Consider the following 26,808-nt stretch of genomic DNA (forward strand, 5'->3'; position numbering starts at 1 on the left):
GCATCGGAGTGGCGCGACAATCAGGCCCGCGAGCGTCGCTCCGCCCAGTTGATCGCAAACCACAGGCCGATCTCGCCGCCGACCAGCACCACGCCGCTCCAGACCACGATCGCCAACGGCGTCACCAGCGGGAACAGGATCATCAACGCGGTCGCCGCGACGCGGCAGACATTCACCGCGACCGCCAGCCGAAGCAACTTCTGCCGCTGCACGCGAATGTTGTAGAAGCCGATCGAGGATGTCGCGACTACCGCCCCGAAATAGATGAGGAAGAATGCGGACGCCATGGGAAACTGCGTGCCGTAGATCCAGTGGATGATGGCCGCTGTGGGGAGCATCGCGCCAAAGAAGACGGCCGCGAAAGCGATGACCATCACGTTGAACGAGCCGGCGCCAAGGCCGAAGACGTCGATTTCCTTGTGATCGAGCGACAGGACCTGCGGCAGCACGTAGATCCGGATCGTGTTGATGAAAAGGTCGAGCGGCGCGATGAAGATGAGCGCCACGCCGAACGATGCGGTGGCCAGCGCGTCGCCCCGTCCGTGCAGCATGTTCATGGTGATCAGCGCCAGCGCGCTATAGAGTGAAATCGACGCGAACATGAGTGGCGATACGGCCAGCATGGGCCTCAGGCTGCGCAGCATCTCCTTGGGGTGAAGGTCCCGCATGGCCGTCGCCAGCGTCATCAGGTGCACGGGCAACTGGGCGATGACGTGCAACGAGAGGGCGATGAGCACCCAGTCGTGCGTCGCGACCGCCATGGAACCCAGGCTCACCCGGGCCACGGCGAACGAGACGTTGAGCCAGGCAAGGCGCGTGAACCGCCGCTCGTATTGCTCGACCACCCGTGTGGACGACCAAAGGGCGACCCCGGCGGCGGCTGCGACCACCACCAGGTTGGTGTTGCGCCCGTAGAGCGCCGTCCAGAACAGAAAGACGCTGAACGCGACGATGAAGAGGAGCGCCTTCGCCACCAGGTTGACGGCGATATAACTGCTGTTGTTGCGCTCGAAGGAGAGTTTCAACGCGCTTTGATCGAGACCGAAGCTGAACACGGTGGCCAGCACCATGATCCACGAATTCGCGAGCGACAGGTCGGCGAACTCGATGGCATCCAGCCTCTTCGACGCCAGGAGCACGACGACGAAAAAAGAGCCGTTCAGCAGGAGATGGGACGAGAAGACTCCAGCCTGTTCGCGGGCCTCGTGGGACGAGTAGATCTTCTGAATGAGGGTCAGCATGTATGGACCCTCGAAACTCGTTCACCGGCGGGATGCGAAACGGCGCGCGATCGCGCCAGGGCGGCAGGCATTGGCGCCTCGCGCGGCACCTTTCGCAGCCGCGGGTAACGGGTCCGCGGCGAAGCCTTGAGAATTTCCCTGCCGGCGATCGCCATCATGATCGCCAGGGCGATGTTGGAGAGGCGGAAGCCCAAGGTGCTGTGACTGGAGAACATGTCGATCACTGCGATGAGCCCGAAGCCGACGGCGACAATCCGTGGTTTTGCGCGAAAGCCGAGAATAAACGATCGCACGAGGAAGGCGATGAACAGAACGAAGGGAAACAGGCCGCCTTCTCCAAGCACCATCAGAAACGTGTTGTGCACGCCGAGCCACACTCTGAGCGCGCCCCGGCTCCCGCCTTCCAGCGAATGGAACTGTCCGAGGCCCGCCCCCCACGGCAGCTGCTCGGCGATCCGCCTCATGCCCAGTTCCCACATGATGGTCCGGCCCGTCGTGGTGCGCGACGACACCTCGCCGCCCAGGATGTTGATCACATCGCCGATACGCTCGCGCTGCTCGCCCGTGAGGTTGAGCATATGGTTCTCGAACAGGTACCGGAATGCGAATCCCGCCGCGACGAACGCAATGGCCGCGACGATGAACAGGGCGAGGGAGCCACGCTGTATGAGGATCAGCACGGTGATGAGCAGAAGGCAGATCAAGCCAGCTTTCGAGAACGTCAGGAGCAAGGCCGCCAGCGCTATCGCCACCTGCGCCCACGTGACAAGACTGCTTCGGGCTGGGTAGGCCGCCACCAGCACCATGGCGTAAAGGGCCACGACGCCGGCGTCGTTGGGGTTTCCAAAAAGGCCGGACGCCCTCCCCTCCGGGCCCTCATACTTCACATACGCGCTCATATAGGGTGAGAAGGGGACGACGAGACAGGCGATCAACAGAAGCGTCTTGAGCATCCGCAGAATCTTCTCGAGTTCCACGTCCGAGCATCCGACAATCCAGAAATAGAAGCCTGAAACGAACAACAGGCTGCCCGAATAGATGATGAAGTAATTCATCTCCAGTGCGCCGTTGGCGAGGCTTTGCGCCTGGGAAGCCACGAGGAACGCGGTGATGAAAAACAGGAAAAGCACGTAGGGCTCGGTGATGAGCCAGAGCCGGACGTGACGGGCCCACAAGATGAGGACGAGACCGAGCGCAATCGGCGAGAGCGCCGCTTCGGTGCGAAAGAACATGAAAAGCACGCTGTTCACGTTGAAGCCGGTCAGAAACAACAACGTGCAGCCGGCCAGGTCTCTGTTGCGAGCGTGGCTTTCTCGATTGGGRCCACCGACGGTCGGGTGAGGGAAAGGTGTCACGCGATTCACATTCCCGCGATCTGACTGGCCAAATTCGGCGCGCCGCGCAAGGCTTCGCGGTAGACGCCGATGGTGTGATCCACGACACGCCCAAGTTCATATCGGGCGAAAGCATCTCGCTGAACAGTTGCGCGATCCAACCGGCTCGCCAGCAGGTCGCTGACCTTCCGCGCGTCGTCGGCCGGGTTGGCGCCATCCAGAAACGTGCCGTTCAGGCCCTCCGTCACCATGGAGAGAAGGCCGAATTGCCGGGGCGCGGCAACGGGCAAGCCTCGGCAATGCGCTTCCGAGACCACCATCGGCGCCATTTCCTGCTTGGAAACCAGCATCAGGGCGTCGGCGCGGTCCATCCAGCCGACGACCTCTCCGGGCAAAAGATTTCCGTGAAACGTGACGACCGATTCCAGTTGGAGTCGAGCGATCTCCTCTTTGCACTGCCGGTAATAATCGTGATCCACGACCGGCCCGAGGACGTGAAGATGAACCTTGTCGCCGCGAAGAAGAAGCTCCTTCACGATGGCGATCGACGCCAGGACGTTCTTGAGCGGCGAAATGACCCCGACCTGTAGCAACTGATAGGTTTCGTTCCGGGGTTTCTCAGGCGCCAGTGGCGTGCAGAAAACCTCGTCGACCGGATTGGGAATGAGGTGATAGCGAAGCCTGGCCACATCGGGCATGGCCTCCAGAACGTAGGCATTGATGGCAATGAGTTCGTCGTAACGTTTCCGCGACAGGCGCTCGATTGAGCCCAGCACCCTGGCGCGGATCGGAACGGTCAACCGTCGCAGGAGGTCGCGCCCGGCGGTGTAGACGACATCGATCTCGGGTACGCCGTGGGCGGTGAACACCATCGGGTGAGGCGCATTCCTCGTCCGGAGCGGCCACAGCATCGCATCGCCGGCCATGCCTTGCACGTGAACGATATCAGGATTTAATCGCCGGATTTCCCGATGCGCGGCAAGCGACCCCCATGACCAATAGGTCAGAAAACCGGGCCCGATCGGGCGCTTGAGATACGTGATGTCGCCATATTCGTCTGAATCGCGCAGGGCTGTCGCGCACCCCGGAACCACTAACGAGACAGTATCGACGCGTTGCGCAAGCTTGCGCCGCAACACCTGCACAACGCGTTCAACGCCGCCTCTGCACGGCTCGCCTGGCAGTGGGTGGGCTCCAACGAGAGCGACATGCATGGCTTCTTTTCCGGTCCGTTACCGTCATAACGTCTCCCTCGGCACCCTGCGGGCTCTTAACTCGTAGCCGCAGAAACCGCATCGTGGCGACATCAGATCGAAGGAGCGCAGAGCGATCTCCTGAAACTAACGCTACCGCGTGTGGTGTTCACGCGCATTCGCCCGTTTGGGGTAACCCGCTATTCAGCGGGCGGAAACCGCCTCCCGAGGCTGGCAAAACGCCGCGCCGCGCTACCCGCTCTCATACACAGGTGGGCTTCCCGTCCCGTGATCTGCAAACATGACGACTGACCAAACCCCGCGAAAACAAAGGAGAAAACGGGTTGTCCGGCTCGCGTTCCCATGCCCGTAATCGATGCGGCTCGACACTCTTTGGTGGAGCCCTCGGATATTTGTACACGATTGACGAACGTAGCGCATCTGGCGAAGCTTTCGTGAGACGAACAAGGGTTTTTCTTGCGGCTTTCGTGTCGAACCGCGGCGGATGAAGGACAGGCTCAGAATTGATGATGGTCTTCGATTCGCCGGTCACTACCCCTTCAGTATTAGGTCGCGCCGAGACCGGCGGCGATGTGACTGCGCGCGGGGAATTGAAAACCCAGTCGGCAAAAGTGACCCTTGCGTGTGGCGATGGCGCACGCGCTTTACTGGACGATCCGCACTTTCGGTCCGCCTGGTCCGCTCTGGCGCAAGCGTGTCCGTGGTCAACCCCTTGGCAATCTCTCGATCACGCCGAAATCTGGTTCTCGGTCTATCGCGAAGCCTTTGATCCCCTTCTCGTTTTTCAGCACGATCCGGCGGGCGACCTCGTCGGACTCCTCGTCCTTGCCGAAAACAGGCAAACGGGAGACATCGTGCATGTGGGCGCGCATCAGGCCGAGTATCAGGTGTGGCTCGCTACTGAGCCGAACGCCGATTTGTTCATCCAGCGTGCTTTTGGAGCCCTCGCGGCCCGCTATCCGGACAGGCGGCTGAAATTCCAGTACCTGCCATCGAATACCCCGCTCGCATGGTGCCGCAGGTGGGGATGGTCCGCGCCAAGGGTTATCCTGCGCAGGCATTCGCGTCCCTCATTGGCGCTCGGCCCGAATTCGCGGGTTGAAGAATCGCTCAGGAAGAAGAGCAACAAGAGCCGGCTCAACCGACTTCGAAGGCTCGGCCCCGTCGCGCTTGTCGAGCTACGGACCCCGGAGGAACGGGCCCGGCACTTCGACACCATCGGGGATTTCTGCGATTTCCGACAAGGTGCGGTCAACGCCTCGCTGCCTTTCCACGACGATCCCCGCAAGAAGGAATTGTGGCTGCGCCTGATGGACAAGCCGGGATTGGTGAACGCATCGGCGCTGATGGTCGGCGACCAGGTCGCGGCAGCTCACATCGGACCCATCGATGGAAAGACGGTCTCCTTGGGGATTATCGCCCATTCGCCGTTCCTCGCCGATCATTCGCCCGGCAAACTGCTGATGCTGCTGCTCGCGCGAGAACTCGGAAAGCAGGGTTTTGTGAGTTTCGATCTGACGCCGGACGGTGCCTATAAGGACCGCTTCGCCGATCAGAGCGATATCGTGCACAGCCTCACGGTCTATTTCGACCCTGCGGCCTACCTGATTGAGGCTGCCAAGAACCATCTGCGCTCGGCAGCGGCGCGGTTGCTCGCCCCCCGAGCGCGGAGGTTGATGAAGCGCACGCGGCGATCGGCCCGGGCCTATCTGGATTCCCGCCGCAATCGCGCAATCCCCCGATTGCAGCACTGGGCCGTACGTCAGAATGCTGCCTATTATGCGACCTCAGTCGGAGCGATTTCCTGCGGCGACGGCGARAATCGGCTCAACGTGAATTGCATCGCCGACCTGCTGCTTTTTCAGAGCCGGGGCGACCGAACCAAGAAAGATTTTCTCTCCTGCGCACTCCAGCGACTGGAGGCCGGCGACAYGGTCTTCACCCTGGTGGAGGACGGGCGCCTTTTGCATTGCGCCTGGATCAGCAACCTGTCTCAACCCAAGGGGCTCGACTTGCCCAGGGGGTTTGCATCTTCGTCCGGTGCATATTTGTTGTGGGACGACTTCACAGACCCCTGCTCCACCACCCCGGCCCTGAAGCGTTCCTCGTTGGACCAACGCTTGCGCTCGGCCATCGCGACTCACCCGTCGACCGACACGATCGTGATCAAGATCGACGATCCGGCTCTTCTGTCCAGATATGGATCGGCGTTTCACCGTTATCCCGCCTGACACGCGTCTCGCAGCGACCCGCGCCGTCATCGGGGGTAACCCTTGCGGATCTGCTCTGCCGAGTCTCATTGCCGCGTTCACTTGCCCATTCGCCGGGAGCGATGAATACTCTTCCCGATAGGATTGTCCCATGCCGACGGACAAGCTGAGGCGTTCCGGACTGACGAATGCTCTGCCGACAGCGGTTGGAGTGCTGTCACGGCTTGCCATCGAGCGGGCCGAAAAGGCGGGCGTTGAGGTCGCGCCACTGCTGAAGAAGGCGGGCCTTCCTTCAACACTCAAGTCGGATGAGCGTGTACGCGTCAACACCCGGAGTCAGATCGGCYTTCTCAACCTCCTGGCGGATATCCTCGAGGATCCATGGCTCGGCTTTCATCTTGCGCGCGACATGGATCTTCGCGCGCTCGGGCCGTTTTATTACGTGGCCGCCTCGGCCCAAAAGCTCGGCGACGCGCTGGAACACGCGGCGCGCTACAGCTCGGTGGTCAACGAGGGCGTTCGCGTGAACATCTCCCGCGGCGCCAGCGCACTGGCGGTCGATTTCGATTATGTGGGAGTCGAACGGCACCTCGACCGCCATCAGATGATGTTCTGGATGACGTGCACGCTAAAGGAAGCGCGAGTCTTCACCAACCGGGAACTCGTGCCCACTTATGTAGGGTTCATCCATCAGAATGTGGCCCCGCCGGCGGAAATGGAGCGCTTTTTTGCGAGCGCGATCCATTTCGGAGCGGCCAGCGACTGCATCTCCTTCGAGCCTCAGGAGGCGGACATGCCTGTCGTTTCCGAGGACCCCTACCTCAACAAGTTCATGGTGCGATATTACGAGGAGATCGCGGCGTCTCGGCAATGGCGGCAGAATCCGCTTCGGACCCGCGTCGAGAATGCGATCTCGCCGCGCCTCCCGCATGGAACCGCCAACGTTGCGACTATCGCAAACGACCTCGGAATGAGCACGCGGACGCTCTCGCGCCGGCTGGCGGACGAAAAACTGACCTTCAGCACCATTCTCGACGAGTTGCGGAGCGATCTCTCGGAAAAGTACCTGCAGAACAACGAACTCTCCATCTCGCAGATCGCATGGCTTCTCGGCTATACGGAGGTCAGTTCCTTCGCGCACGCGTTCCAGCGCTGGACCGGCAAATCTCCGACTGATGCGAGACGCGCCTTCAGGGGCACGGCCCCCACGGCCAACACGTTATTGGGGTTGTGACGGGGCGCTTGGTTCTTCGGCGTGAGAATAGAACAGCCAGTCATCGGCCCAATTGACGCCGGTTTCGAAGCGCCGCTTCGTCCTGTAATTCGCGTCGAGCAAAGCCTCCACCTTGGCCTTGGTGCGAAACTGCTCGCCGTCGCCCCGGTCGGCCCGAAAATCGTGACACGACACGATGATGCGTTCAATTTTCGAGAAATCTGCGATGCTGGAGAGCAGATGGGTTTCGCCGCCCTCGATATTGATCTTCAGGAGGTCGATTTTCGACAGACTGAAATATTCGAGAAAGCGCTCCCACGACATCGCGGGAACGCGGATCGTGCTGCCTTCGCCGACTTCCAGCCAATCGGGCGTGAGGTCGATGGCAATGTCCTTCTCGTCGGAGATCGCCAACGGGAACGCTTTGAATTTCTCCGATATGCCGCTGAAGGTGGTGCTGAGGCATTCGAAGATCGAGGGCTGGATTTCCACCCCGATATAGGTCACGTCCGGGCTCAGGCTGTGAAGGTAGGCGGCCTCTTCGCCATAACCCGCACCGATATCAACCACGACATCATCACCCCGCGGGCAGTAATGCGCGAAGAAGATGTTGCGATAGACATCATCGATTTCGAGCGTGAAATGGGAACGGCTCTTGACGTGAATCTTCGTTCCGTAACGCGTATAGTAAAGCAGGCCGCTTTTCCGGTCGCGCTGCACGCCGCGAAAGCGCCCATCCCACACTTCCGTACGGCGTTTGAGAGTACGAGCTGCGCGCTTGACCGACGGAACTCCAAAACTCAACATCTCGCTCTCCTGCATCGCGCTCCGAATTGCGCGACGATTGTCCGCAATCCGTTACTCCGACGCATCGCTCCCGGTGGGCTCGCCCATCCCCGCTCGGCGGGGCTTGCGTTCTCCGCGGCGGCGGAACTGTTGATAGGCCTTCTTCAGATCGGCGGGAATTCGCGGCCGCACATGCTTTTGGTAAAGGCCGGCAAAGCCCACCCGGGGCAATTGAAACAGGAGCGCCGCGGCGCTCCGGCGCACCAGGTGGACATCGACATATTCGTCCCGGGCCATGTGCCACAACCGATGCGGCGCACCGTCGCTCATCGGATTGACCTCGTCGATATCGGGACGCCCGAATGCGAATTTGAGCACTTCCTCCGCCGAGAGCGTTCCGGGCCTCCCCTCGGCGAAATCCTCGTCGAAGGCGGTCTTGGGAAGCGTCAGGGACGTGCCGCACCGAACGCACATCTGGGCCGCGACCAGTCTGCCGTCGACGCGCAGGGCCAACCATTCCCAGCGATCCTGCGAGACGAAATTCCCGACCAGCGTCTCGTAGAAGCTCACGACCTTTGGATTGTCCGCAATCGACGAATTGGCACGCCCTTTCCAACCCGATGCTTCCAGCGCGATGAATTCCGACAGAAACGCGGCGCTGCGATCGATCTCGACCGACAGCGCTCCCCGCGCTTCAAGTTTCCGGCGGAAGCGCTTCAGATGGTTTCGCGTTTTTCCCAGAGTGGCAAGATGCGCCTGGAAGGTGCCGTTGACGTCGAGATACGCAAAGAAATTGCGAAGACCCGTTCGCGCAATGTGCCCGTCGACACCGCCCTCCAGCGCTTTCCAGAGCGCGGAGGTGYTGCGGACGGCCTTGAGCTCGATACCCACATGCCCGGGCACCTCGCGCGTGAGTTCTTCCAACAGGGCGCGAAGAGCCGTTTCGGCGTGCCCGGGCGCCAGCACGATGTCCCCGGATGGCGTGAGTGCGTCGTGCGGCGTGCGCAGAACCGGGCGTGCCGGGCCCAGTATCGGATGGGGCGAGACAATGACCGGCATGACTCCGATCAGCGTACTGCCCGAATACGCAAAGCTGCACAGCCAGCGCTCATCGGGGCCCAGCCGGTGACGCAGAAAAGCATCTGTCCAAGCCGGCAGAAGGTTGGCGATTTTCTGCGGCGCCGCCCATGCAAGTTCGTCCCACGCCGCGAGATGCGGGGCCAGGCCGTCGAAATCCCGCACCGTCGTGGTGGTGATCGCCTCGGCCCTTGCCCCCACCGGCATCGCGTCCGTATCGAACCGCATCTCCTGGAGGGCCATCGAATTTGCCACGGGCGTCAGCTCGATTCTGTTCAGGGGCATCCGCTCTCGATCCGCGAAGCTGCCGATGCTGAGACACTACTCTCAGTTTCGCCGCGTGTGCGTGTCTTTGCGGGCTCATCAGGGCTAATCCGGTTTGTCTAATGGGGTAGAACCAATGAAGCGGAGACCGCGCTTTGCCGCCCCTCGCCGTGGCGGGCGAAATTTGTGATAGAATACCTCTCGAAGAGGAATGATCGCATGACGAAGCGGCGCAATTTCGTGATCCTGGCATCGACGGCCGTCGGCGCCGTGGCGCTATTGTCGACAGGGCTGTTTTCAACCGCCGTGAGGAGCGCATTCGGAGCGCAGAGCATCCTGCCTTCGGAATGGGATCCGCTCGCATCCGACAGCGTCACCATCGCGTATGCGGGCCGCGACTTCACCATCAATGGATCGAAGCCGTGGAGTTTTACCTCTCCGGATGACAACATTCTTCGTTTCGAGGTCCGCAAGGGCGATCGCTTCTCGAGCCTGACCTACACCGATGCGGTCGGGGTCGAACGTTCTGAGATCGGGGACGTTGCGCGCTACCCCGTCTCCGACGATGTCAGCATCGAATACTCGTTCATGGTCGAGCCCGGCCCGAAGAACACCGCCCGATGGCTCACCATGGGCCAGCTCCATTCCGGCATGAACATGTCGCCCCCGGTCGAGATCAAACTCAACGGCGACGACAAGATAAAGATATCGGGAAATTCCGGCCTCGGCGACATCAACAGCGCGGTCTACAAGGACCTGTATCAGGACGAAGCCGATCTCAAGCGCGGCCACTGGTACAAGCTTAAGATGAACATTACGTTGGGGCCCGCCGAAAAGGGGCGCGCGCAGATCTGGCGGGACGGCGTCAAGATCGTCGATTACAAGGGGCCTCTCGGCTACACCAACCAAAAGGTATCCTATTGGAAACAGGGCGTCTATCGCTCCACGGCACCCGAGACCATGGCCGTCGATTTCAAGGATCTGGTGATCAAGACCGGCCGCGGCGCCATCGACTGACGAAGCCGTAAAACGGCAGCGTCTCAGTTGCTCGGCGCCACATTGAGCTGATCGAACCTGATGGCGATCTCCACGATATCGTCCGGCTCGACAGGCGTGTCCTCCGTCGCGGAAAGTTTCACGGTCGCGCCGGCCCTCCGACGGACGATGGTGATTTCGGAGGCGCTCCGACCCTTGCCGTCCGATTGCGTGCCCATTGTCCCTGTGGTGACGAGTTGTTCGCCCACCGCGGTCAATTGCGAGTGGATGCCGTCGAGCGCCGTAACCGCCGCCTGCAATTCCTGCGGCAGCCGGACCTTGCGGTCATCCGCCTTCTCGAGATTTCGCAGAACCTCCTGTCTTGCCTGACGCGCCTGCGCGAGGCGGGCCGCGGTATCCATTTCGCGGCTTCTCAGAAGGACCGTCGCCCGCTGCTCGTCCGTTGTGCGGCTCGCGGAGGCAAGTCCCCGGCGGCTGAGTTCGGTCACTCTCGCCAGTTCGTCGGCCTGCTGTTTGGTTGCTTCCTGATCGTTCTTCTGCCCGAGTTCGAGCGCTGCGACATGGTTGTCCGCGAGGTCGAGGGCGGCGGAGAGATGTTTCTTGTCCTGCTCGCGCCCCGATTGCGAGGCCCTGAGGTACTGCGTCTCGAGCTGGACCAGTTCCTCCGCGACGCCGGGGAGACGCGACGCGTTGGGAATGGCGTTGAGGTCGATCTCGGTCTTGCCCTCGGCTTCGGCACGCAAGGCCGCGACCTTGATTTGCTGCCGGGCGTATTCCCCCGCCAGGGTGCGGTAGCGTCCGCGCAACTCGGCGATGGTGAGGGGCGAGGTCGTGGCGTTCGATTGCTGCGCCCGCACCGTGTCGAGGCCGCCGGCAAGCGCGAGGGCGTGGCGGGCGGTCATGCCCGGGCGATAGGGATAAGCCCCTGCCCTCGCCACGTTCCCGTAGACATAGAAGGGCCGGCACTCGATGAGGTCGACGATCACATCGGCTCCGCGCACCGAATCGCTGGTAGCCAGAAGCTCCTTGATGGTCGTGCGCAAGGCCGCGAGCGTGACGCCTGAGGCCTTCACGGCGCCGATGAGCGGGACCAGAATGTTGCCGTCCACGTCGACCGTGGTGCGCCTGTTCAGATCGTTGCGTCCGAACACGGACACCTCGATGATATCGCCGCTGTCGAGCCGATAATCCGCAAGCGCGCCCTGCACCGGCAACAGCGCAAAGAGCAACGCGGCCGGAAGGATGGCGCGCAACGCCGCCCGGCACAACAAGGCGAGAAACGGCCGGCCTTTCGGTTGAGGTCCGCGGGAGATTTTCTGGTTCTCGGCCGACGCGGAATTGTTACAGGAACGGAACATGTTCGCCTCAGGTCGACGTATAGGTCAGCACGGTGAACAGGTCGGCATCGTTGATGCGGCCGAGCTGCCGAAGGCTGGACTTGATCGAGTGCGGGGTCGTGGCGCCCGCGCGGACAACAAAAAGGGCCGCATCCACCACTCGCATGAAGACCAGCGGTTCGGCCGCGACGCCCACGGGCGGCGTGTCCAGGATAACGACATCGTAGCTCGTCTCGAGCTTGCGCAAAGCATCCCGCACGCGTTCCGGGTGGAGGAGCCATTCGGTGGGAGCATTGCCCACTTTTCCGGTCGTAATGACCTTGCAGCTCGACTTGCGGTCCGATTGGACGACCGTGCGCTCATCGGAAGCCTTGGTCAGGAGATCCACCAATCCGACTTCATTTTTCAGATCGAGGCGCTTGTGAAGGCTGGGATTACGCAGATCGCAATCGACGATCACCGCGTTCAGYCCGGCAACCGCGGCGGTTCGCGCCAGCGAAAGCGCCACCGTGGACGCGCCCTCGTTCTCCTCCGCCGAGGTCACGAGCACGATACCGAGCTTGGTGCCCCGGTCCATCATCAGCTGAAGATTGAAATAGAGACGCCGGATCGAACCGGCAAAGACCGACCTTGGCCGGAGCACGATCTCATCCGACAGATTGGCGGCGGGGTCGCGACGCGACTCGCTCATGTCCGGGACCGACGCGAGGTTCGCGGTGCCGGTCAGGAGCTCGACCTCTTCCTCGGCCTGGATGCGACGCGAATAGGCATCCCGCAGGTAGGCGATGCCGAAGGCCGCGCCGAAGCTCGCCATGCCGCCGATCATGAGGAAAAGGCTGGTGCGGGGAAAGCTGGGTGAATCGGGCGCCCGCGCCCTCGATGCGATGCGGGTATCCGGCGCCACGGTCTCGCGGCGCTGCGAGATCGCCTTGAGGCGCTGAAGGTTATCCTGATAGATCTGTCTCAAGCCGATCTGGGTTTCCGAGCGCTTGAGTTCCTCGTCGAGCTCGTTCAGGCGCCGCGAAACCGCCATTCCGGCGCGCTCGATACCGCTGAGCTTGGCATCCACCTGTTCTTCGAGATAGGCCTCCCCATAAGCATTGGCGATGTCGGCGGCGCGCTGCGGGTCGGTGGACGTCGCCTCGACGGCAATCACATCGGTGAGGCCGCGGCGTCGGATGACGACATTCTGCATGAGGATGCGAAGCGCCGTCGTCGTCGGTGACGGGCCGGCTGTCGCGGGCTTGCGAGAGGATGGAAAGATGCTTCTGACGCTTGCGATGAATTTCGAGATCGTGCCTGGCTTCGGATCAAAACCGGCCGTCCCGGCCAGTTGCAGCCGCTCGACGACCCGCAAGGCCACATTGTCGGATTTCAGGATTTCGACCTCGCCGTCGGCATCGAGCTTGGTCACGGTGTTGGCCTCGAGAAGGCCGGAGCTGCGCTGATCCAGCATCAGCAGCGTTGTGGCCGTGAAGCTCTTCTCCAGGGTCGACACGAAGATTCCGGTCAGCACCGCGCCGGCCAGCGTGATCGCCGCGATCATCCAGATTTGCCGGCGCAGCAATCCCAACGCCACGGCAAGCACGAGCGCGGGGCTTCGCTCCTCTGCTTGCGCCTCGTGCCTGAGGGCGTCGTAGCCTCCGCGGCGGCGCAAGGCTGCGACCTCCCGCAAGGGCGCACCCGAACGGGCATTTTCGCCGGACGAAAGAAGGTTACGGGGACGAGAAAGTGCCTCGTCGATAATGGGTCCGATCTTCATATCACCCGCTAACTGCCCGCCGGATCTCGATCCCGCGTTCTGAGGCGGGAGAAGACGGAGTGTCCTGCTCGTCTCATGATCACGGGATGCATAGTCCAACCAGGCCAAACGCAAACGTCACAAACTCGCCGACCCAAGGCCCAGACAGCGGCGGCCGAATGGAAAAGGGGTCGACACGCGATTGCCTTAAATTCTCATTTCTTCGGATCAGGCGCACTAACCCGTCTGGGGTAGAGAGTTGAGCAAACGGAGTGTTCGCGTCCCTTTCCCGCGCAAGTTGCTGCAAAGCTTTTAGGCAAAGTGCATAAGCGGTGCGACCTATGGTGCCATTCGCGAGGTGCCGCGACTATATTGGTGAAGCTTTTCAAATTGGCTGGAAAAGCGCACTCTACGGGCTGGAGGGACCGGGGGGCGATGGGTAGGAGCATGTTCGCCGGCACGCCGTTCGCACCTTTGCATGCCTGGGAGAAGCGACTCTCCCCTGCAGGGTGGCTTGGCCGGGTTCACAGCGACCATCTCACGGCGATCTGCTATCATCGCGTGTGGCCCGCTGCCGATTCGCGGTTTCGCGGCTACAAGCCCAATATCAGCGCGACGCCGGACGCCTTCGCGCGCCAGATCGATTACCTGCGCGAGCACTACAACCCGATCTCGATTCGCGAGCTTGCCGATTGGCTGAATGGCACTGGCGGATTACCGCCGCGGCCGATGCTCATCACCTTCGACGACGGGTATCGCGACAACGGCGACATCGCCTGGYCGATTCTGCGGGAGCGCGGCGTCCCGGCCGTCGTCTTTCTCGCGACCGACCATATCGGATCCGGACGACCGTTCGTCTGGGATTTCGCCGCGCATTGCCTTGCGACCACCGCGGTGAAACGCGGCATGGTTCCGCTCGTGGGACGCCTCGCACTCGTCACCGAGGCCGACCGCGATGTCGCTACGGAGCGCTGGGTCGAAGCAATTAAATTGATCCCCGCCTGCGAGCGCGAGAATGCCATGGCAGCGCTCGCCGCGGCGCTCGATGTCCCGCTACCGGCAGCTGACGTGTTCCAGCACCTCTATCTCAGCTGGGCCGAGGTCAAGACCCTTGCCCAGGAGGGACTCGATTTCGGCGGGCACACCCACACACATCCGATTCTTACGCGTCTACCGCTTCAAGAAGCCAGCGACGAGATCGAGATTTCGGTGGAGCGGTTGACCGCCGCGCTTGGCGCGCGTCCCCTGAGTTTCGCCTATCCGAACGGCTCTCCTCGCGACTTCACACCCGATCACGAGGAGGCTGCCCGCAAGAGCGGCGTCGCCATGGCGTTCAGCCTTGAACCGGGTCCGACGCCGCTTGCCCGCGTACGCGAAAATCCCATGGCCATCCGACGCATTTATGTCGGTGGCCGCGATGGCAGGCTCCGGTTCCTTGCAAAGCTCAACGGCGCCGCCAGGTTGAGCAGCTTCCTGCGCAGGCAGTGCCGAAAGCTCGGATACACAGTGACCCAGATTTCCCCCGCGCCCGGCGGCCGGGTCGGGCATCTCTAGAACGCAAAAACGCCGAAGCCCGTCTCCGGACTTCGGCGCTGTTATCGCGCGTGACACACCACGTTAGTGATGTGTCTCCTTCATCCGGCCTGTCCTGTGAACGCTGGACGCATCGGAACGAGGCCGGATGAAGACATTTGCGACGATGGGACTTAGAGGATCCAGAAATCGCCAGCCGAGAGTTTGGCCTTGTTTTCGAGAACCGCGACGTGAACCGCAGCGCCCGAACCCGAACCATCGGCATCGTACGAGAGGATGCCGGTCTTGCTGTCGTAGACAATGTAGTCGTTGCTATCGAGAGCCTTGTCGCCGGCGCGGAAATTGGCCGAGGACAGGACGCCGTTCGCGAGCTTCGTGAACACGGCGTTGTCGAGTTCGAACCAATCGTCGCTGCTGTTGAAGTCCACGATCTTGTCACGGTTGGTGGTGGTGCTCGCCTTCGTGGTGAACACGAACGCATCCTTGCCATCACCCCCGACCAGAACGTCATTGCCGCCCTTGCCGTTGAGCTTGTCGTCACCGGCATAACCGTAGATCGTCTCGCCGGACGTGGAGCCGTTCAACACGTCGTTCCAGCTCGTACCCTTGATGGTGCTGCCCGCGGGCGCCGGATCGGGCGTCGGGGTCGGGGTCGGAGTCGGCTCCGGGGTGGGCGTCGGCGTCGGCGTGGGCTGCGGAGCCGGGGTCGGCGTCGGCGAGGAGTCGAACGCACCGGCACCGGTCTTGATGACGAGGTCCTTGAAGTTCACCGCCGTCGTCTCCGCCGCGGTCGAACGGTACACGCCTTCCTTCCAGTAGGTCTGGGTCTGGTCGGTGTAGCCGAGGGCGCCGTCGTAATCGACGATCTTCACGCCATCGCGCCAGATTTCGGCGCTTCCGTTACCATAGGGATCGAACTTGATGTTCATCTTCATCGTGTACCAATGGCCGCGCACGATGTCCTGGCTGTCGCTGTAGATGTCGCGATAGACCGGGTTGCCGGTCGAGCCGGAATTGCCCGAGATCTTCATCTTGTCGTTGCCGTTGAACTTGATTTCGATCGGCGGCGACATGTTCATGGCCGAGTGAAGCTGGCCCATCACCATCCACTTGGCGGTGTTCTTGGYGCCGGGCTCGATCATGAACTTGTATTCGACGCTGATRTCCTGRTTGATCGAATACCGCGCCACGTCGCCCATCTCGGCGCGCTCGACGCCGGMMGAGTCGGTGTAGCCGCTGCTGACATATTGATCGCCCTTGCGGACTTCRAAACGCAGCGTGCTGTTGTCTTTGGAGTCAAAGCTCCAGGGATTCTCGGCATTTACGTAAAACTGCCGACCCSCATAAGAAATCGCGGTGTTGTCGTTGACATCTTCCTGCCAAACTGAAGGTAACAAAGCCATAGGTCAAATCCGTCCGTTTTTCCGCAAAACAAAGTGCGGCTGTGTTGAAATGAAGCCAAACATCATCCGCCGAACAAATCTCGGCAAAGTCGCGTAAAAGCGACTTGTTCAATAATATTTAGCGATTGACCGCGCTGGGTGGGAACTCATGTTTTGCGCAGCTAACGAATACACATCCTTAACAATTGAAGTCTTGTGATAAAACGCCRGTTCTTTACCAATTTCGGCCAGCTTGGCCGCACTCGAAATATCGTCTCGAAGCTGCCTAAAGGGCGGCAGTGATCTTCCTCTACGTTACGTTAAAACCTATCACAACTAGCCAAACAGAGGGGACGACCAAATTTTTTTGCTCGTCCCGGAAAACGCGATGGGGGGCCGGGCGCCTCCGGACGGAGGCAAAGGAGGGAATTCAGGTCCGTGACCCGGACGAACTTTTCCTGCAGGAGAAAAATGGCGAGAGCGTGGGAGCCTTCGAAAAAACTCTGTCGGCTTCGCCGCCACTACGAGCCCTGTGATTGCGTCGACGACGAGGGCGAGAGATTCAATCGATTTAAATTCGCGGATCGCGCGAGCGTCAGGCGAACGGCCGCCTGCTCACTCGCTCCGAAATTCTGCGACGCTCCGGCGAGCGCCGTCGCGGTAGAGCGTCATGAGCGCCGCGATCACCGGTTGCGTGAACCCGGGATCTTGAGGAAGATCATCGCCAAAGATTTCGCGGACGCCGAACAGGCTCTCGGCCAGTTGAACCGGATCCTTGCCGGCCGCATCGGCGAGCGCACGCAACCGCGCCGACATGGGGTCGCGCACCTCGAACGGCGCACCGTTCTCGTCGATGCCCGTGACATAGCGCATCCAAGCCGCAACCCCGAGGGCCAGGCGGCCGATCGGCGCCTTTTCGCGCAGCCTGTCTCGAATGGTGCCGAGGAGTCGCTGCGGAAGTTTCTGTGAACCGTCCGTGGCGATTTGTCCGGTGCGATGCTTCAGCGCCGGGTTTTTGAATCGCGCCACAAGCGCTTTCTTGTAGTGGGCCAGATCGGCGCCGGGCGGCATGTGCAGCGTCGGCGTGACGTCTCTGTCCATCAGGGCTGTGATGAGCCTTTCGAAATCCCCATCCGCCATCGCGTCGGATACGGTCTCATAGCCGGCGAGATACCCCAAATAGGCAAGCGTCGAATGGCTGCCGTTGAGTAATCTCAGCTTCATCTGCTCGTAGGGTTCGACATCGGCGACGAATTCCGCCCCGGCCTTTTCCCAGGCCGGCCGTCCCTGCGGGAAACGATCCTCGATCACCCATTGGGTGAAAGGCTCCGTGACGACGGGCCATGCATCGCGAAAGCCGAGCGCTTTCTCGATGCGCGCGCGATCCTCGTCGGTGGTCGCCGGCACGATGCGGTCCACCATCGTCGACGGACATGCCACCTCCGCGGCGACGAACCTGCCAAGATCAGGATCCACGAGCGACGCGTAGCGCGTCAGGATCCGGTGCACCGTGCGACCGTTGGAGGGAAGGTTGTCGCAGGTGAGAACCGTGAAGGGCGGAATGCCCGCCACGCGGCGGCGGCGAAGGGCCTCGACGACCAATCCGGGGGCGGATTTCGGCTGCTGCCAATGGGCCAGATCATGCACGATATCGGGATGCGCCTCGTCGAGTTCGCCCGTCGCCGGATCGTGGCAATAGCCCTTCTCGGTGACCGTGAGCGACACGATGCGCACATGCGGATCGGTCATGACGCTCATGAGCGCATCGAAGGCCTGCGGCGCCAGGATGACCTGCGAGATCGAACCGATGACGCGCAGTTTCTCACCTGCCTCGGAGCGGACCGACAAAGTGTAGAGCCCGTTCTGCGGTTCGAGCGCATCCTGGGTATCGGGACTGCGCAGGCTCGCGGCAACGATGCCCCAGTTCGGATCGAGCGCCAGCACATCGTCGGTATAGACCGCCTGGTGCGCCCGATGAAACGCCCCGATTCCAAGATGGACGATGCCGGTTTCGACGGACCGGCGATCGTAGGACGGCACCACAACGCCCGGTGGGAGTTGCGACAGCGCAATGGTGTTCAGACGGCTTCTCATGGGCGTCTCAATGTGCAGGCTGTTGCTTGGCGCGGGTGACGATCTGCGCCGGATTGACGAAGCGAAGCGCGATCACCAGCCAGATCAGGGTCGTTGCCATGTAGATCACCGCCATGGCGTCGATGGATTGCACTGCGCGAACGCCCGCGGCGAAGACCGCATAATACAAGGCCACCACCAGCGTCTGGCTGGTCGGCCCTGCGACCAGGAAGGTCAGCTCGAACATCGCGATGGTGCGCACCAGAACGAGCAGCAGGGAGGCGAGAATTCCCGGCAGCAGCAGCGGCAGCAACACGTGGATGAAGAGCTTGAACGTGTTCGCGCCGAAGACCCGGGCCGCCGCCTCGATCTTCGGATCGATCTGCTCGATGAACGGGATCATCACCAGAATAACGAAGGGCACAGTCGGCACGAGATTTGCCGCCACGACGCCCCAGAACGTGCCGGCGAGCCCGGTCTGGTAGAGGACGGTGGCGAGTGGAATGCCGAAGGTGATGGGCGGGATCAGCAGCGGCAGCAGGAACAACAGCATGACGAGCCGCTTGCCGGGAAACTCGCGCCGCGCGAGCGCATAGGCCGCCGTCACGCCGAGCACACCGGAAATCAGCACGACAAGGCCGACCACCTGGAACGACACGATGAGAACGTCGCCGAGCTGGAATTCCGACCACGCGGAGGAATACCAGCGCGTGGTCCACCCGGAGGGGAGCCATGTGCCGAGCCAGCGCGTGCCGAACGAGCTGACGATCACCGTGCCGATCATGGCGAAGAGATTGAGGATGAAGAAACCGACGACGGCCCACACGGCTGTCGCCCACAGTTTCGCCCCCATGGTCGTATCGCGGATCATGATGCTACCCCTTCGCGCCGCTGGCAGGGCCGCGATAGAACAATCCGCGCGAGGCGAGAACCGCCACGACGATTGCAAGCTGAACGAAACCCATGATCATCGCGACGGCGGATGCCATCGAGTAATCATATTCCTCGAAGGCCGCCTGATAGGCCGCGATCGAAATCACGCGCGTCGGGCCGGCCGGTGCGCCGAGCAGGACGGCGGATGGAAAGACCGAGAAGGCCTGCACGAAAGACAGACAGAACGTGATCGCAAAGCCCGGCATGAGAAGCGGGATGTAGACGTGCCGGAAGCGCTGCCATGCACTCGCACCCAAAGTCGCGGCCGCCTGTTCGAGAGCCGGGTCGATGCCGGTCACGTAGGACAGCGTCAGGAGGAACGTGAACGGGAAGCCGGTCAGCAGGAGCGAGATGAACACGCCCCAGTAATTGTGCAGGAGGCGAACCGGCTGATCGATGAGACCGAATGTCATCAGCGTGCGGTTGAGCCAGCCCTGCGGACCGAGATAGTTCAGCAACCCCTCGGCCACCAGCACGGTCCCGAGCGTGATCGGCAGAACGAGAATCGCCGTCAGGATGCGCTGGTTGCGCATGAGGCGCACCCGAAAGGCGATCGGCACTGCGAGAAAGAGGTTGAGAAGCGTCGTCGGCACCGACAGCCACAGCGTCTTGGCGATCGTCTCGTAGAGAAACGGATCTGCGAAGAACCGCGCGTAATTGCTCAGCCAATGCGTGCCGGCCTTGGGCTCGAACGAGAGCACCAGCCCGAACGCGAATGGATAGACGAACAAAAGCACTAGAAAGATGACCGCCGGCAGAACCAGAAGCGTGACGGCATCGAGCCCTCTGGCTGCGAGGCGCTGCCAGAGGTTGGGACCCTGTTGCGAGGCTTGAAAGGTGGAGTGCATTCGCCGTTCCCTTCTATGCCTGGTCGGCGAAAATCAGCACGCGCTCGCCGTCGACCGTCAGGTGAATGATGCCACCCGGCTCGACGGAATGATGCGCTCGAAACACGAAATCGGCGCCTTGGGACGACCGCGCCGTGCCGACGAATTCCCGGCCGCGATACTCGATGGTCTCGACGGTTGCCTTCAGGGCGTTGCCGCCGGAATCGGACAGCATCAGATCGTCGGGACGGATGGCCACGAAGGCTGCGCTGCCGACCGGGAGATTGCCCCGTGCCAGACCGCGGAACCGCGCGCCTTCCACATCGATCACCGCATGGCCGCCGTCATTGGAGACGACCTTGCCCTTGAGCTTGTTGCGAAAGCCCATGAAATCCGCCACGTCGAGATGCGAGGGCGATTCGTAGAGCTCCTTGGGCGAACCGACCTGACGGATCATGCCGTCGCGCAGCACGACGATCCTGTCCGCGAGGGACAGCGCCTCGTCCTGATCGTGAGTCACGTAGATGGTGGTTGCGCCGAGTTCGTTGTGGATGCGCCGAATTTCGGCGCGCATTTCGAGCCTGAGCTTCGCGTCGAGATTCGACAGCGGCTCGTCCATGAGAACGAGCGGCGGTTCGATGACGATCGCCCGCGCGATCGCCACGCGCTGCTGCTGCCCGCCGGAAAGCTGGCCGGGCAGCTTGTGCTCCTGCCCCTGGAGGCGCACGAGCGCCAGCGCCTCGTCGATCTTGCGCTCCATCTCGGCGCGCGGCGTGCCGCGCATCTTGAGACCGAAGCCGATGTTCTGGCGCACGTTGAGGTGAGGGAAAAGCGCGTAGTTCTGGAACACCATTCCGAACCCGCGCTCTTCCGGCTTGAGGGTGTCGACCCGGCTCTTGTCGAGCCAGATTGAGCCGCCAGTCACAGGAAGAAGACCCGCGATGCAGTTGAGCGTCGTCGACTTTCCGCAGCCGGACGGTCCGAGCAGGGCGATGAACTCGCCTCGCTTGATCGTCAGGCTCACGTCGCGCAAAGCGTTGAGCGTCCCGAAATCGCGGCTCACATGGTCGAGCCGCACTTCATCGAACTTTGAGAGAGCGATTGTCATCGCGGGTCCTTACCTTCTTTGATCTTATTTGCGTTTCGCGCCGCCGACCTGCTCGTCCCACATGCGGAACGCGATCACCATCTGGTCGGGCTGGAGCGGAACTTCGATCGGATTGTCGGCAATCATCTTCTCGTATTCGGGACGCCCGAATTCCTTGATGGCCGCCTGGCTTTCCGGCGGCGCCATGTCGAGCGTGACGCCCTTCACGGCCGGACCCGGATAGAAATAGCCTTCGTCATAGGTGTAGGCCTGCTGCTCCTTGGTGAGCAGGAAGCTCATGAGGTCGAGCAGAACCGCCTGCTTCTCGGGCGACAACCCCTTCGGCACGCACATGTAATGCGCGTCGGCAACCCAGTGGAAGCCCTTCAGCGCTCCCACTTTCGCTTCCTTCGGCACGACGCCGAGGACGCGCGGATTGATGTCCCAGCCKGTCGTGGACACCGTCATGTCGCGCGAACCCTCGCCGAGTTCCTTCATGACCGCGCCGGTACCGGAGGGATAATATTCGATGTTCTGGCCGAGCTCCTTGAGATAAGCCCAGGTCTTGTCCCAACCCTTCGCGGGATCCTGCGGATCCTTGTCGCCGAGGATGTAGGGAAGGCCCATGATGAAGGTGCGGCCGGGGCCGGAATTCGCAGGACGCGCATAGATCAGCCGGTTGGGATTGGCCTTCGTCCAGGCCAGCAATTCCTCGGCGGTGGTCGGCGGTGTCTTGACGCGGTCGGGCATGTATTCGAGCAGCGGACCCGAGGGATAATAGGTCACGACGACGCCCTGCCCTTTTGCAAGCGCCTGCATCTTGCCGGCGGCCGGGAGATATATGTCGTCAAGCTTCGGCAAGGACGCCGCATGGGTGCCGAGGAGGTCGACCCAGAGCTTCTGGTCGATGCCGGCGGACAAAGCATCGGTGCCCGTCAGCACCAGATCGATGTCGACGCGTCCGGCATCCTGCTGCGCCTTGATCTTGCCGGCGAGTTCGGGTGCCGGCGCTTTCGTGAAGGTGATGCGCGAAACCAGGTTCGGCTTCGCCTTGCGATAGTTTTCGATGGCTTTCTGCGTCAGCGCCAGATTGCCCGCCACGTCGATGACGTTGAGCGCAACCGGCTCCTTGGGCAATGCGAGCTGTGCAAAGCTGGGGCCGCCGAATGTCGCAACGCCTGCGGCGCCCGCAACGCCGCCGACGAACGTCCGTCTGGTGATAGGTGTCTTCATGGTCTTCCTCCCGTTTTTCGCCTGTGCGACATGAGTTCTTTGAACCACGTCCGTCGTCACAGTTTGTAGGCCTCTTTGGCGAGGCGATAGGCAAGATCGTGGGCCACCTCGTGCGCCTCGCCTTCTTCAAGGCGATGGCTCGTCACGAGGCCGGCGAGATACGCGCAATCGACCCGACGCGCCATGTCGTGGCGCGCGGGAATCGACAGATACGCGCGGGTGTCGTCGTTGAAACCGACCGTGTTGTAGAAGCCCGCGGTTTCGGTGGTGAGCTCGCGGAAGCGGCGCATGCCCTCCGGTGCGTCGAAGAACCACCAGGCCGGCCCGAGCTTCAGCGCCGGATAATGGCCGGCAAGCGGCGCCAGTTCCCGCGAATAGGACGTCTCGTCGAGCGTGAAGAGGATGATCCGCAGGTCGGGATTGTTGCCGAAACGATCGAGCAGAGGCTTGAGGGCGTGGACATATTCGGTGCGGGCCGGAATGTCGCCGCCCATGTCGCGGCCGAAGGTGCGGAAAAGGTCCGCATTGTGGTTGCGGAACGAGCCGGGATGGATCTGCATGACCATGCCGTCGTCGACGCTCATCGCCGCCATCTCGGTCAGCATCTGTGCGCGGAAAAGCTCGGCATCAGCGGCACTTGGCGAACCCTGGGAGACGCGGCCGAAAAGTGCCTCGGCTTCGGCCTTCGAGAGATCGGCGGTCCGGGCGCTCGGATGGCCGTGATCGGTCGAGGTCGCGCCATATTGTCGAAAGAACGCGCGGCGCTTGCGATGCGCTTCCAGATAGCCGTCCCATGAGCCGGTATCGCAATCCGTCAACTCGCCGAAGCGGGCGAGATTCTCGCGAAATCCTTCGAATTCCGGATCGACGACAGGGTCCGGGCGGTAGGCTGTGATCACGCGGCCGCCCCAGCCGGATCGGCGAATGGCCTCGTGATGCTTGAGGGGATCCAGCGGGCTCTCGGTCGTGGCGATCGCCTCGATGCCGAAGCGCTCGAATAAGGCGCGGGGGCGGAATTCCGGAGTGCGCAATTGCGCGTCGATCCGGTCGTAATATTCGTCGGCGTTGTCGGCCGAAAGACGCTCTTCGAAACCGAAGAGCGTTGCGAAGGTGTGGTCGAGCCAGGTTCGCGTCGGCGTGCCCCGAAAGAGGTGATAGTTCGACGCGAACAGACGCCAGATCGCCCGCGGATCGGCTCTCGAGACACCGTCCCGCGGCGCAATCCCGAGATCCTCCAGACGGATGCCCTGGCTGTAGAGCATCCGCGAAACGTAATGGTCGGGGACGACGAACAAGGTTGCGGGGTCCGGGAACGCCTCGTTCTCCGCGAACCAGCGCGGATCGGTATGACCGTGAGGCGAAACGATCGGCAGATCCTTCACGGACGCGTAGAGGTTGCGCGCGACGGCGCGGCTCGACGGATCGGCGGGAAATAACCGATCCTCGTGGACCAGCATTGACGTCACTCCCAGGGGCGGTACGGCTTCGTTCGGCCGATTATACTTCGAACGCTTTACCTTAAGTCGGCTTTGTCTGCTTTGCAATGGTCTACTAGTATGGTAGCGTACCACTAATGTCTCAGAACCCGCTCGCGAAGCTTGAAGAGAGCAATGAGCCGATGGCGCGGCGCGTAACGGTGGCGTTGCGCCAGGCCATCGTCTCCATGCACCTTTCGCCGGGCGAGATGCTGTCCGAACAGGACCTTGCGCAGCGCTTCGGAGTGAGCCGCTCTCCCGTGCGAGAAGCCTTCATCAAGCTCAGCCAATCGGGCCTCGTGCGCGTCCTCCCGCAACGGGGTACGCTCGTCGTCAAGATCTCGCCGGCGGCGGTGGAGGATGCGCGTTTCATCCGCGAGGCCGTGGAATGCGCGGTCGTCCGCGAGGCCGCGCTCAAGGTGTCCCCCGCGATGGTGGCGCGATTGACGGACAGCTTGACGCGCCAGAAGCGCGCATTGCGGACCAGAACCACCTCGGAGTTCCTCGCCCTCGACGAGGAGTTCCACCGCCTGCTTGCCGAGAGCGTCGGTCGCCCCGCCGCCTGGGAGATGATCGAGGACGTCAAGCCGCAGATGGACCGCGTCCGCTTCCTCGACATGTCGCAGGGCCCGCAGCGCGACCGCATCGTCGCCCAGCACGCCACCATCGTCGACGCCATCAAGGACGGCGATCCCGACCGTGCCATCAAGGCCATGCAGGACCATCTCGGCGAGATCCTGCTCTCGCTGCCCGAAATGGCGGCCAAATATCCCGATCTGTTCGAGCCGGCAGCGGCCGAAGGGCAGCAGGCACTCAGCGCGTGAACGCGCGACCATAGAGGTCAATCATGTTGGATAAACCCGCGTCGAATCCGCGAACCGTTCGTCTCCACGAGCGCGACAATCTCGTGGTCGCAGTCGATCCGATCGAGGTCGGCGCCGTGGCCCACGGCGTGACAGCGCTGGCGCGCATCCCGCGCGGCCACAAGATGGCGATCTCCCCTCTGGCCGAAGGCGAGCCCGTGCTGAAGTTCGGCCAGACCATCGGCTTTGCCGGCAAAGCCGTGGCGCCGGGCGAGTGGCTGCATGAGCACAACGTGGTGCTGCACGATTTCACGCGCGATTACCGCTTCGCCGAGGACGCCCGCTCGGAAATCATCCTGCCCGTCGCCGAACGGGCGACATTCGAAGGGTTCAGACGCGCGAACGGCAAGGTCGGCACGCGCAATTATCTGGCCATCCTGACCAGCGTGAATTGCTCTGCCACGGTGGCCCGCTTCATCGCCCGCGAGGTCGAACGCTCCGGGCTGCTCGACGACTATCCGCATGTGGACGGGGTTATCCCGCTCGTTCACGGCACCGGTTGCGCCATGGACAACAAGGGCGAGGGCTACGACATCCTCAAGCGGACCCAATGGGGCTACGCGTCCAATCCCAACATGGCCGGCGTGCTGATGGTGGGCCTCGGCTGCGAGGTGTTCCAGATCGGGCGCTGGAAGGAGGCCTACGGGCTCAGCGAAAGCGAGACCTTCCGCACCATGACCATCCAGGATATGGGCGGCACCCGCAAGACGGTCGCGGCCGGCCTCGAGGTGATCCGCGACATGCTGCCGGCGGCCAATCTCGCCCGGCGAGAAACGGTGCCGGCATCGGAACTCATGCTGGCTCTGCAATGCGGCGGGTCTGACGGTTATTCGGGCATCACCGCCAATCCGGCGCTGGGCGCGGCGGCCGATATCCTCGTGCGCAACGGCGGCACCGCGATCCTGTCGGAGACGCCGGAGATCTACGGCGCCGAGCACCTGCTGACGCGCCGCGCCGCGACCCGGGAGATCGGCGAGAAACTCGTGAGCCGCATCGCGTGGTGGGAGGAATACACCGCGCGCAACCGTGGCGAGATGAACAACAACCCCTCCCCCGGCAACAAGGCCGGCGGCCTGACGACGATCCTCGAAAAGTCCCTCGGCGCGGCGGCAAAAGGCGGCACGACCACCCTGACCGGCGTCTTCGAATATGCCGAGCCGGTGACAGAGAAGGGCTTCGTGTTCATGGACACGCCGGGCTACGACCCCGTCGCCGCCACCGGACAGGTCGCGGGCGGCGCGAACGTGCTCTGCTTCACCACCGGGCGGGGTTCCGCCTATGGCTGCAAGCCCACCCCCTCGATCAAGCTCGCCACCAACAGCGAGATCTATCGGCGGATGATCGACGACATGGATATCAATTGCGGCGACATCCTCGACGGCGTGTCGATCGACGAAAAGGGCGCGGAAATTTTCCGCGCCATTCTCGATGTCGCGTCGGGCAAACGCACCAAATCCGAGGAGTTGGGCTACGGCGATGCCGAGTTCATTCCCTGGCAGGTCGGCGCCACCATGTAGCGCCGACGACTCCTTCTCAAGACCCGGCGATTTTCAGGGTCATGTCCACCATTTTGGCCGATGAGGATTGCTTCACGAGATCGATGCCGTGTTCGCAATCCTCGCGCCGCCGGTATCCTTCGGCGGATTCCGCCACCACTTGGCCGTTCTGGTGCCGAAGACGCCAACGCCAGTCGCCGGTAGCGTCGCGATAAACCTCAAATCTCATTGTCAGCCTCCCTCGATCTCAGGGTACCAACGCCCAAGCTCGGCTTTGGTTACGCGCCGCCGGAACGCCGTGCGGTCTCGACCGTTGATGGCCAAGCGGCAATTGCCGAGCTAATGAGAGAACGCACGATGTCCAAAGACCACGACAGTTACTACGCCGCCGAAGTCGAAGAGCATTTTCGCCGTGGTCGCGGCCTCAGCACCTATACGACCGGCGGATTGGTGATTGCAGGTCTCGTCGGAGCCGGAATCGGCTGGCTCATCT

Annotated in this window: 21 protein-coding genes; 6 read left to right on the top strand and 15 right to left on the bottom strand. The window is 62.2% G+C overall.

Annotated features, from left to right (window positions below; translation table 11 throughout):
• Positions 1 to 20 precede the first annotated feature (20 nt).
• The 3 genes from AC1DVM_RS08440 to AC1DVM_RS08450 form a co-directional block, all read right to left on the bottom strand.
• A complete protein-coding gene (locus AC1DVM_RS08440; RefSeq protein WP_477253658.1) occupies positions 21 to 1,241 on the bottom strand; it encodes a hypothetical protein in 1,221 nt (406 codons plus the stop codon).
• The gene (locus tag AC1DVM_RS08445) at positions 1,235 to 2,515 is read right to left on the bottom strand and encodes an O-antigen ligase family protein (RefSeq protein WP_477253660.1); all 1,281 of its coding nucleotides are present in this window, start codon (positions 2,513 to 2,515) and stop codon (positions 1,235 to 1,237) included. The genes AC1DVM_RS08440 and AC1DVM_RS08445 overlap by 7 nt, the downstream gene beginning before the upstream one ends.
• Positions 2,516 to 2,601: 86 nt before the next feature.
• The gene (locus AC1DVM_RS08450; RefSeq protein ID WP_477253662.1) at positions 2,602 to 3,789 is read right to left on the bottom strand and encodes a glycosyltransferase family 4 protein; all 1,188 of its coding nucleotides are present in this window, start codon (positions 3,787 to 3,789) and stop codon (positions 2,602 to 2,604) included.
• Between the two features lie 506 nt (positions 3,790 to 4,295).
• On the opposite strand from AC1DVM_RS08450, the gene AC1DVM_RS08455 reads away from it, so the two are divergent.
• Both AC1DVM_RS08455 and AC1DVM_RS08460 read left to right on the top strand, forming a co-directional pair.
• Positions 4,296 to 6,020 (top strand): GNAT family N-acetyltransferase, encoded by a 1,725-nt coding sequence (locus tag AC1DVM_RS08455; RefSeq protein WP_477253664.1) that lies wholly within the window; start codon positions 4,296 to 4,298, stop codon positions 6,018 to 6,020.
• A gap of 130 nt (positions 6,021 to 6,150) precedes the next feature.
• Complete coding sequence (locus AC1DVM_RS08460) at positions 6,151 to 7,233, top strand: AraC family transcriptional regulator (RefSeq protein WP_477253665.1); 1,083 nt, start codon at positions 6,151 to 6,153, stop codon at positions 7,231 to 7,233.
• Here the strand turns inward: AC1DVM_RS08460 and AC1DVM_RS08465 are convergent.
• The gene (locus tag AC1DVM_RS08465; protein ID WP_477253667.1) at positions 7,219 to 8,019 is read right to left on the bottom strand and encodes an FkbM family methyltransferase; all 801 of its coding nucleotides are present in this window, start codon (positions 8,017 to 8,019) and stop codon (positions 7,219 to 7,221) included. The genes AC1DVM_RS08460 and AC1DVM_RS08465 overlap by 15 nt on opposite strands.
• Before the next feature lie 51 nt (positions 8,020 to 8,070).
• On the bottom strand, positions 8,071 to 9,360 hold the full coding sequence (locus tag AC1DVM_RS08470; RefSeq protein ID WP_477253669.1) for a GNAT family N-acetyltransferase: 1,290 nt from the start codon (positions 9,358 to 9,360) through the stop codon (positions 8,071 to 8,073).
• A 198-nt stretch (positions 9,361 to 9,558) separates the two neighbouring features.
• Between AC1DVM_RS08470 and AC1DVM_RS08475 the strand changes: the two genes are divergently transcribed.
• Complete coding sequence (locus AC1DVM_RS08475) at positions 9,559 to 10,356, top strand: heparin lyase I family protein (protein WP_477253670.1); 798 nt, start codon at positions 9,559 to 9,561, stop codon at positions 10,354 to 10,356.
• Positions 10,357 to 10,379: 23 nt separating this feature from the next.
• Here the strand turns inward: AC1DVM_RS08475 and AC1DVM_RS08480 are convergent, their stop codons facing one another.
• Positions 10,380 to 11,693, bottom strand: coding sequence for a polysaccharide biosynthesis/export family protein (locus tag AC1DVM_RS08480; protein WP_477253672.1), 1,314 nt, complete (start codon positions 11,691 to 11,693; stop codon positions 10,380 to 10,382).
• A 7-nt stretch (positions 11,694 to 11,700) separates the two neighbouring features.
• Positions 11,701 to 13,434, bottom strand: a complete 1,734-nt coding sequence (locus AC1DVM_RS08485; protein WP_477253674.1) for a polysaccharide biosynthesis tyrosine autokinase — start codon at positions 13,432 to 13,434, stop codon at positions 11,701 to 11,703.
• Positions 13,435 to 13,848: 414 nt separating this feature from the next.
• Between AC1DVM_RS08485 and AC1DVM_RS08490 the strand changes: the two genes are divergently transcribed.
• On the top strand, positions 13,849 to 14,967 hold the full coding sequence (locus tag AC1DVM_RS08490; RefSeq protein WP_477253676.1) for a polysaccharide deacetylase family protein: 1,119 nt from the start codon (positions 13,849 to 13,851) through the stop codon (positions 14,965 to 14,967).
• Between the two features lie 152 nt (positions 14,968 to 15,119).
• Here AC1DVM_RS08490 and AC1DVM_RS08495 read toward each other — a convergent pair whose 3' ends face one another.
• The 7 genes from AC1DVM_RS08495 to uxaC all read right to left on the bottom strand — a co-directional run bounded on the left by AC1DVM_RS08495 (position 15,120) and on the right by uxaC (position 23,938).
• On the bottom strand, positions 15,120 to 16,349 hold the full coding sequence (locus tag AC1DVM_RS08495; protein ID WP_477253678.1) for a heparin lyase I family protein: 1,230 nt from the start codon (positions 16,347 to 16,349) through the stop codon (positions 15,120 to 15,122).
• A 594-nt stretch (positions 16,350 to 16,943) separates the two neighbouring features.
• Complete coding sequence (locus AC1DVM_RS08500; RefSeq protein ID WP_477253679.1) at positions 16,944 to 18,422, bottom strand: mannitol dehydrogenase family protein; 1,479 nt, start codon at positions 18,420 to 18,422, stop codon at positions 16,944 to 16,946.
• Positions 18,423 to 18,429: 7 nt separating this feature from the next.
• Positions 18,430 to 19,272, bottom strand: a complete 843-nt coding sequence (locus AC1DVM_RS08505) for an ABC transporter permease (RefSeq protein ID WP_477253680.1) — start codon at positions 19,270 to 19,272, stop codon at positions 18,430 to 18,432.
• 4 nt (positions 19,273 to 19,276) lie between these two features.
• On the bottom strand, positions 19,277 to 20,182 hold the full coding sequence (locus tag AC1DVM_RS08510; protein ID WP_477253682.1) for an ABC transporter permease: 906 nt from the start codon (positions 20,180 to 20,182) through the stop codon (positions 19,277 to 19,279).
• Between the two features lie 13 nt (positions 20,183 to 20,195).
• Entirely contained in the window at positions 20,196 to 21,269 is a 1,074-nt protein-coding gene (locus AC1DVM_RS08515) for an ABC transporter ATP-binding protein (protein WP_477253684.1), read from the bottom strand.
• 24 nt (positions 21,270 to 21,293) lie between these two features.
• A complete protein-coding gene (locus tag AC1DVM_RS08520) occupies positions 21,294 to 22,481 on the bottom strand; it encodes an ABC transporter substrate-binding protein (protein WP_477253686.1) in 1,188 nt (395 codons plus the stop codon).
• Positions 22,482 to 22,537: 56 nt separating this feature from the next.
• On the bottom strand, positions 22,538 to 23,938 hold the full coding sequence (gene uxaC, locus AC1DVM_RS08525) for a glucuronate isomerase (protein WP_477253688.1): 1,401 nt from the start codon (positions 23,936 to 23,938) through the stop codon (positions 22,538 to 22,540).
• A 161-nt stretch (positions 23,939 to 24,099) separates the two neighbouring features.
• Here uxaC and AC1DVM_RS08530 point away from each other — a divergent pair, with 161 nt between their 5' ends.
• Complete coding sequence (locus AC1DVM_RS08530) at positions 24,100 to 24,780, top strand: GntR family transcriptional regulator (protein WP_477253690.1); 681 nt, start codon at positions 24,100 to 24,102, stop codon at positions 24,778 to 24,780.
• 23 nt (positions 24,781 to 24,803) lie between these two features.
• On the top strand, positions 24,804 to 26,336 hold the full coding sequence (locus tag AC1DVM_RS08535) for a UxaA family hydrolase (protein WP_477253691.1): 1,533 nt from the start codon (positions 24,804 to 24,806) through the stop codon (positions 26,334 to 26,336).
• Between the two features lie 16 nt (positions 26,337 to 26,352).
• Here AC1DVM_RS08535 and AC1DVM_RS08540 read toward each other — a convergent pair whose 3' ends face one another.
• Positions 26,353 to 26,544: a YegP family protein gene (locus tag AC1DVM_RS08540; protein WP_477253692.1), complete on the bottom strand. Its 192-nt coding sequence runs from the start codon at positions 26,542 to 26,544 to the stop codon at positions 26,353 to 26,355.
• Positions 26,545 to 26,808: the final 264 nt, after the last annotated feature.

This window comes from Microvirga sp. P4_A5, from assembly GCF_056402495.1.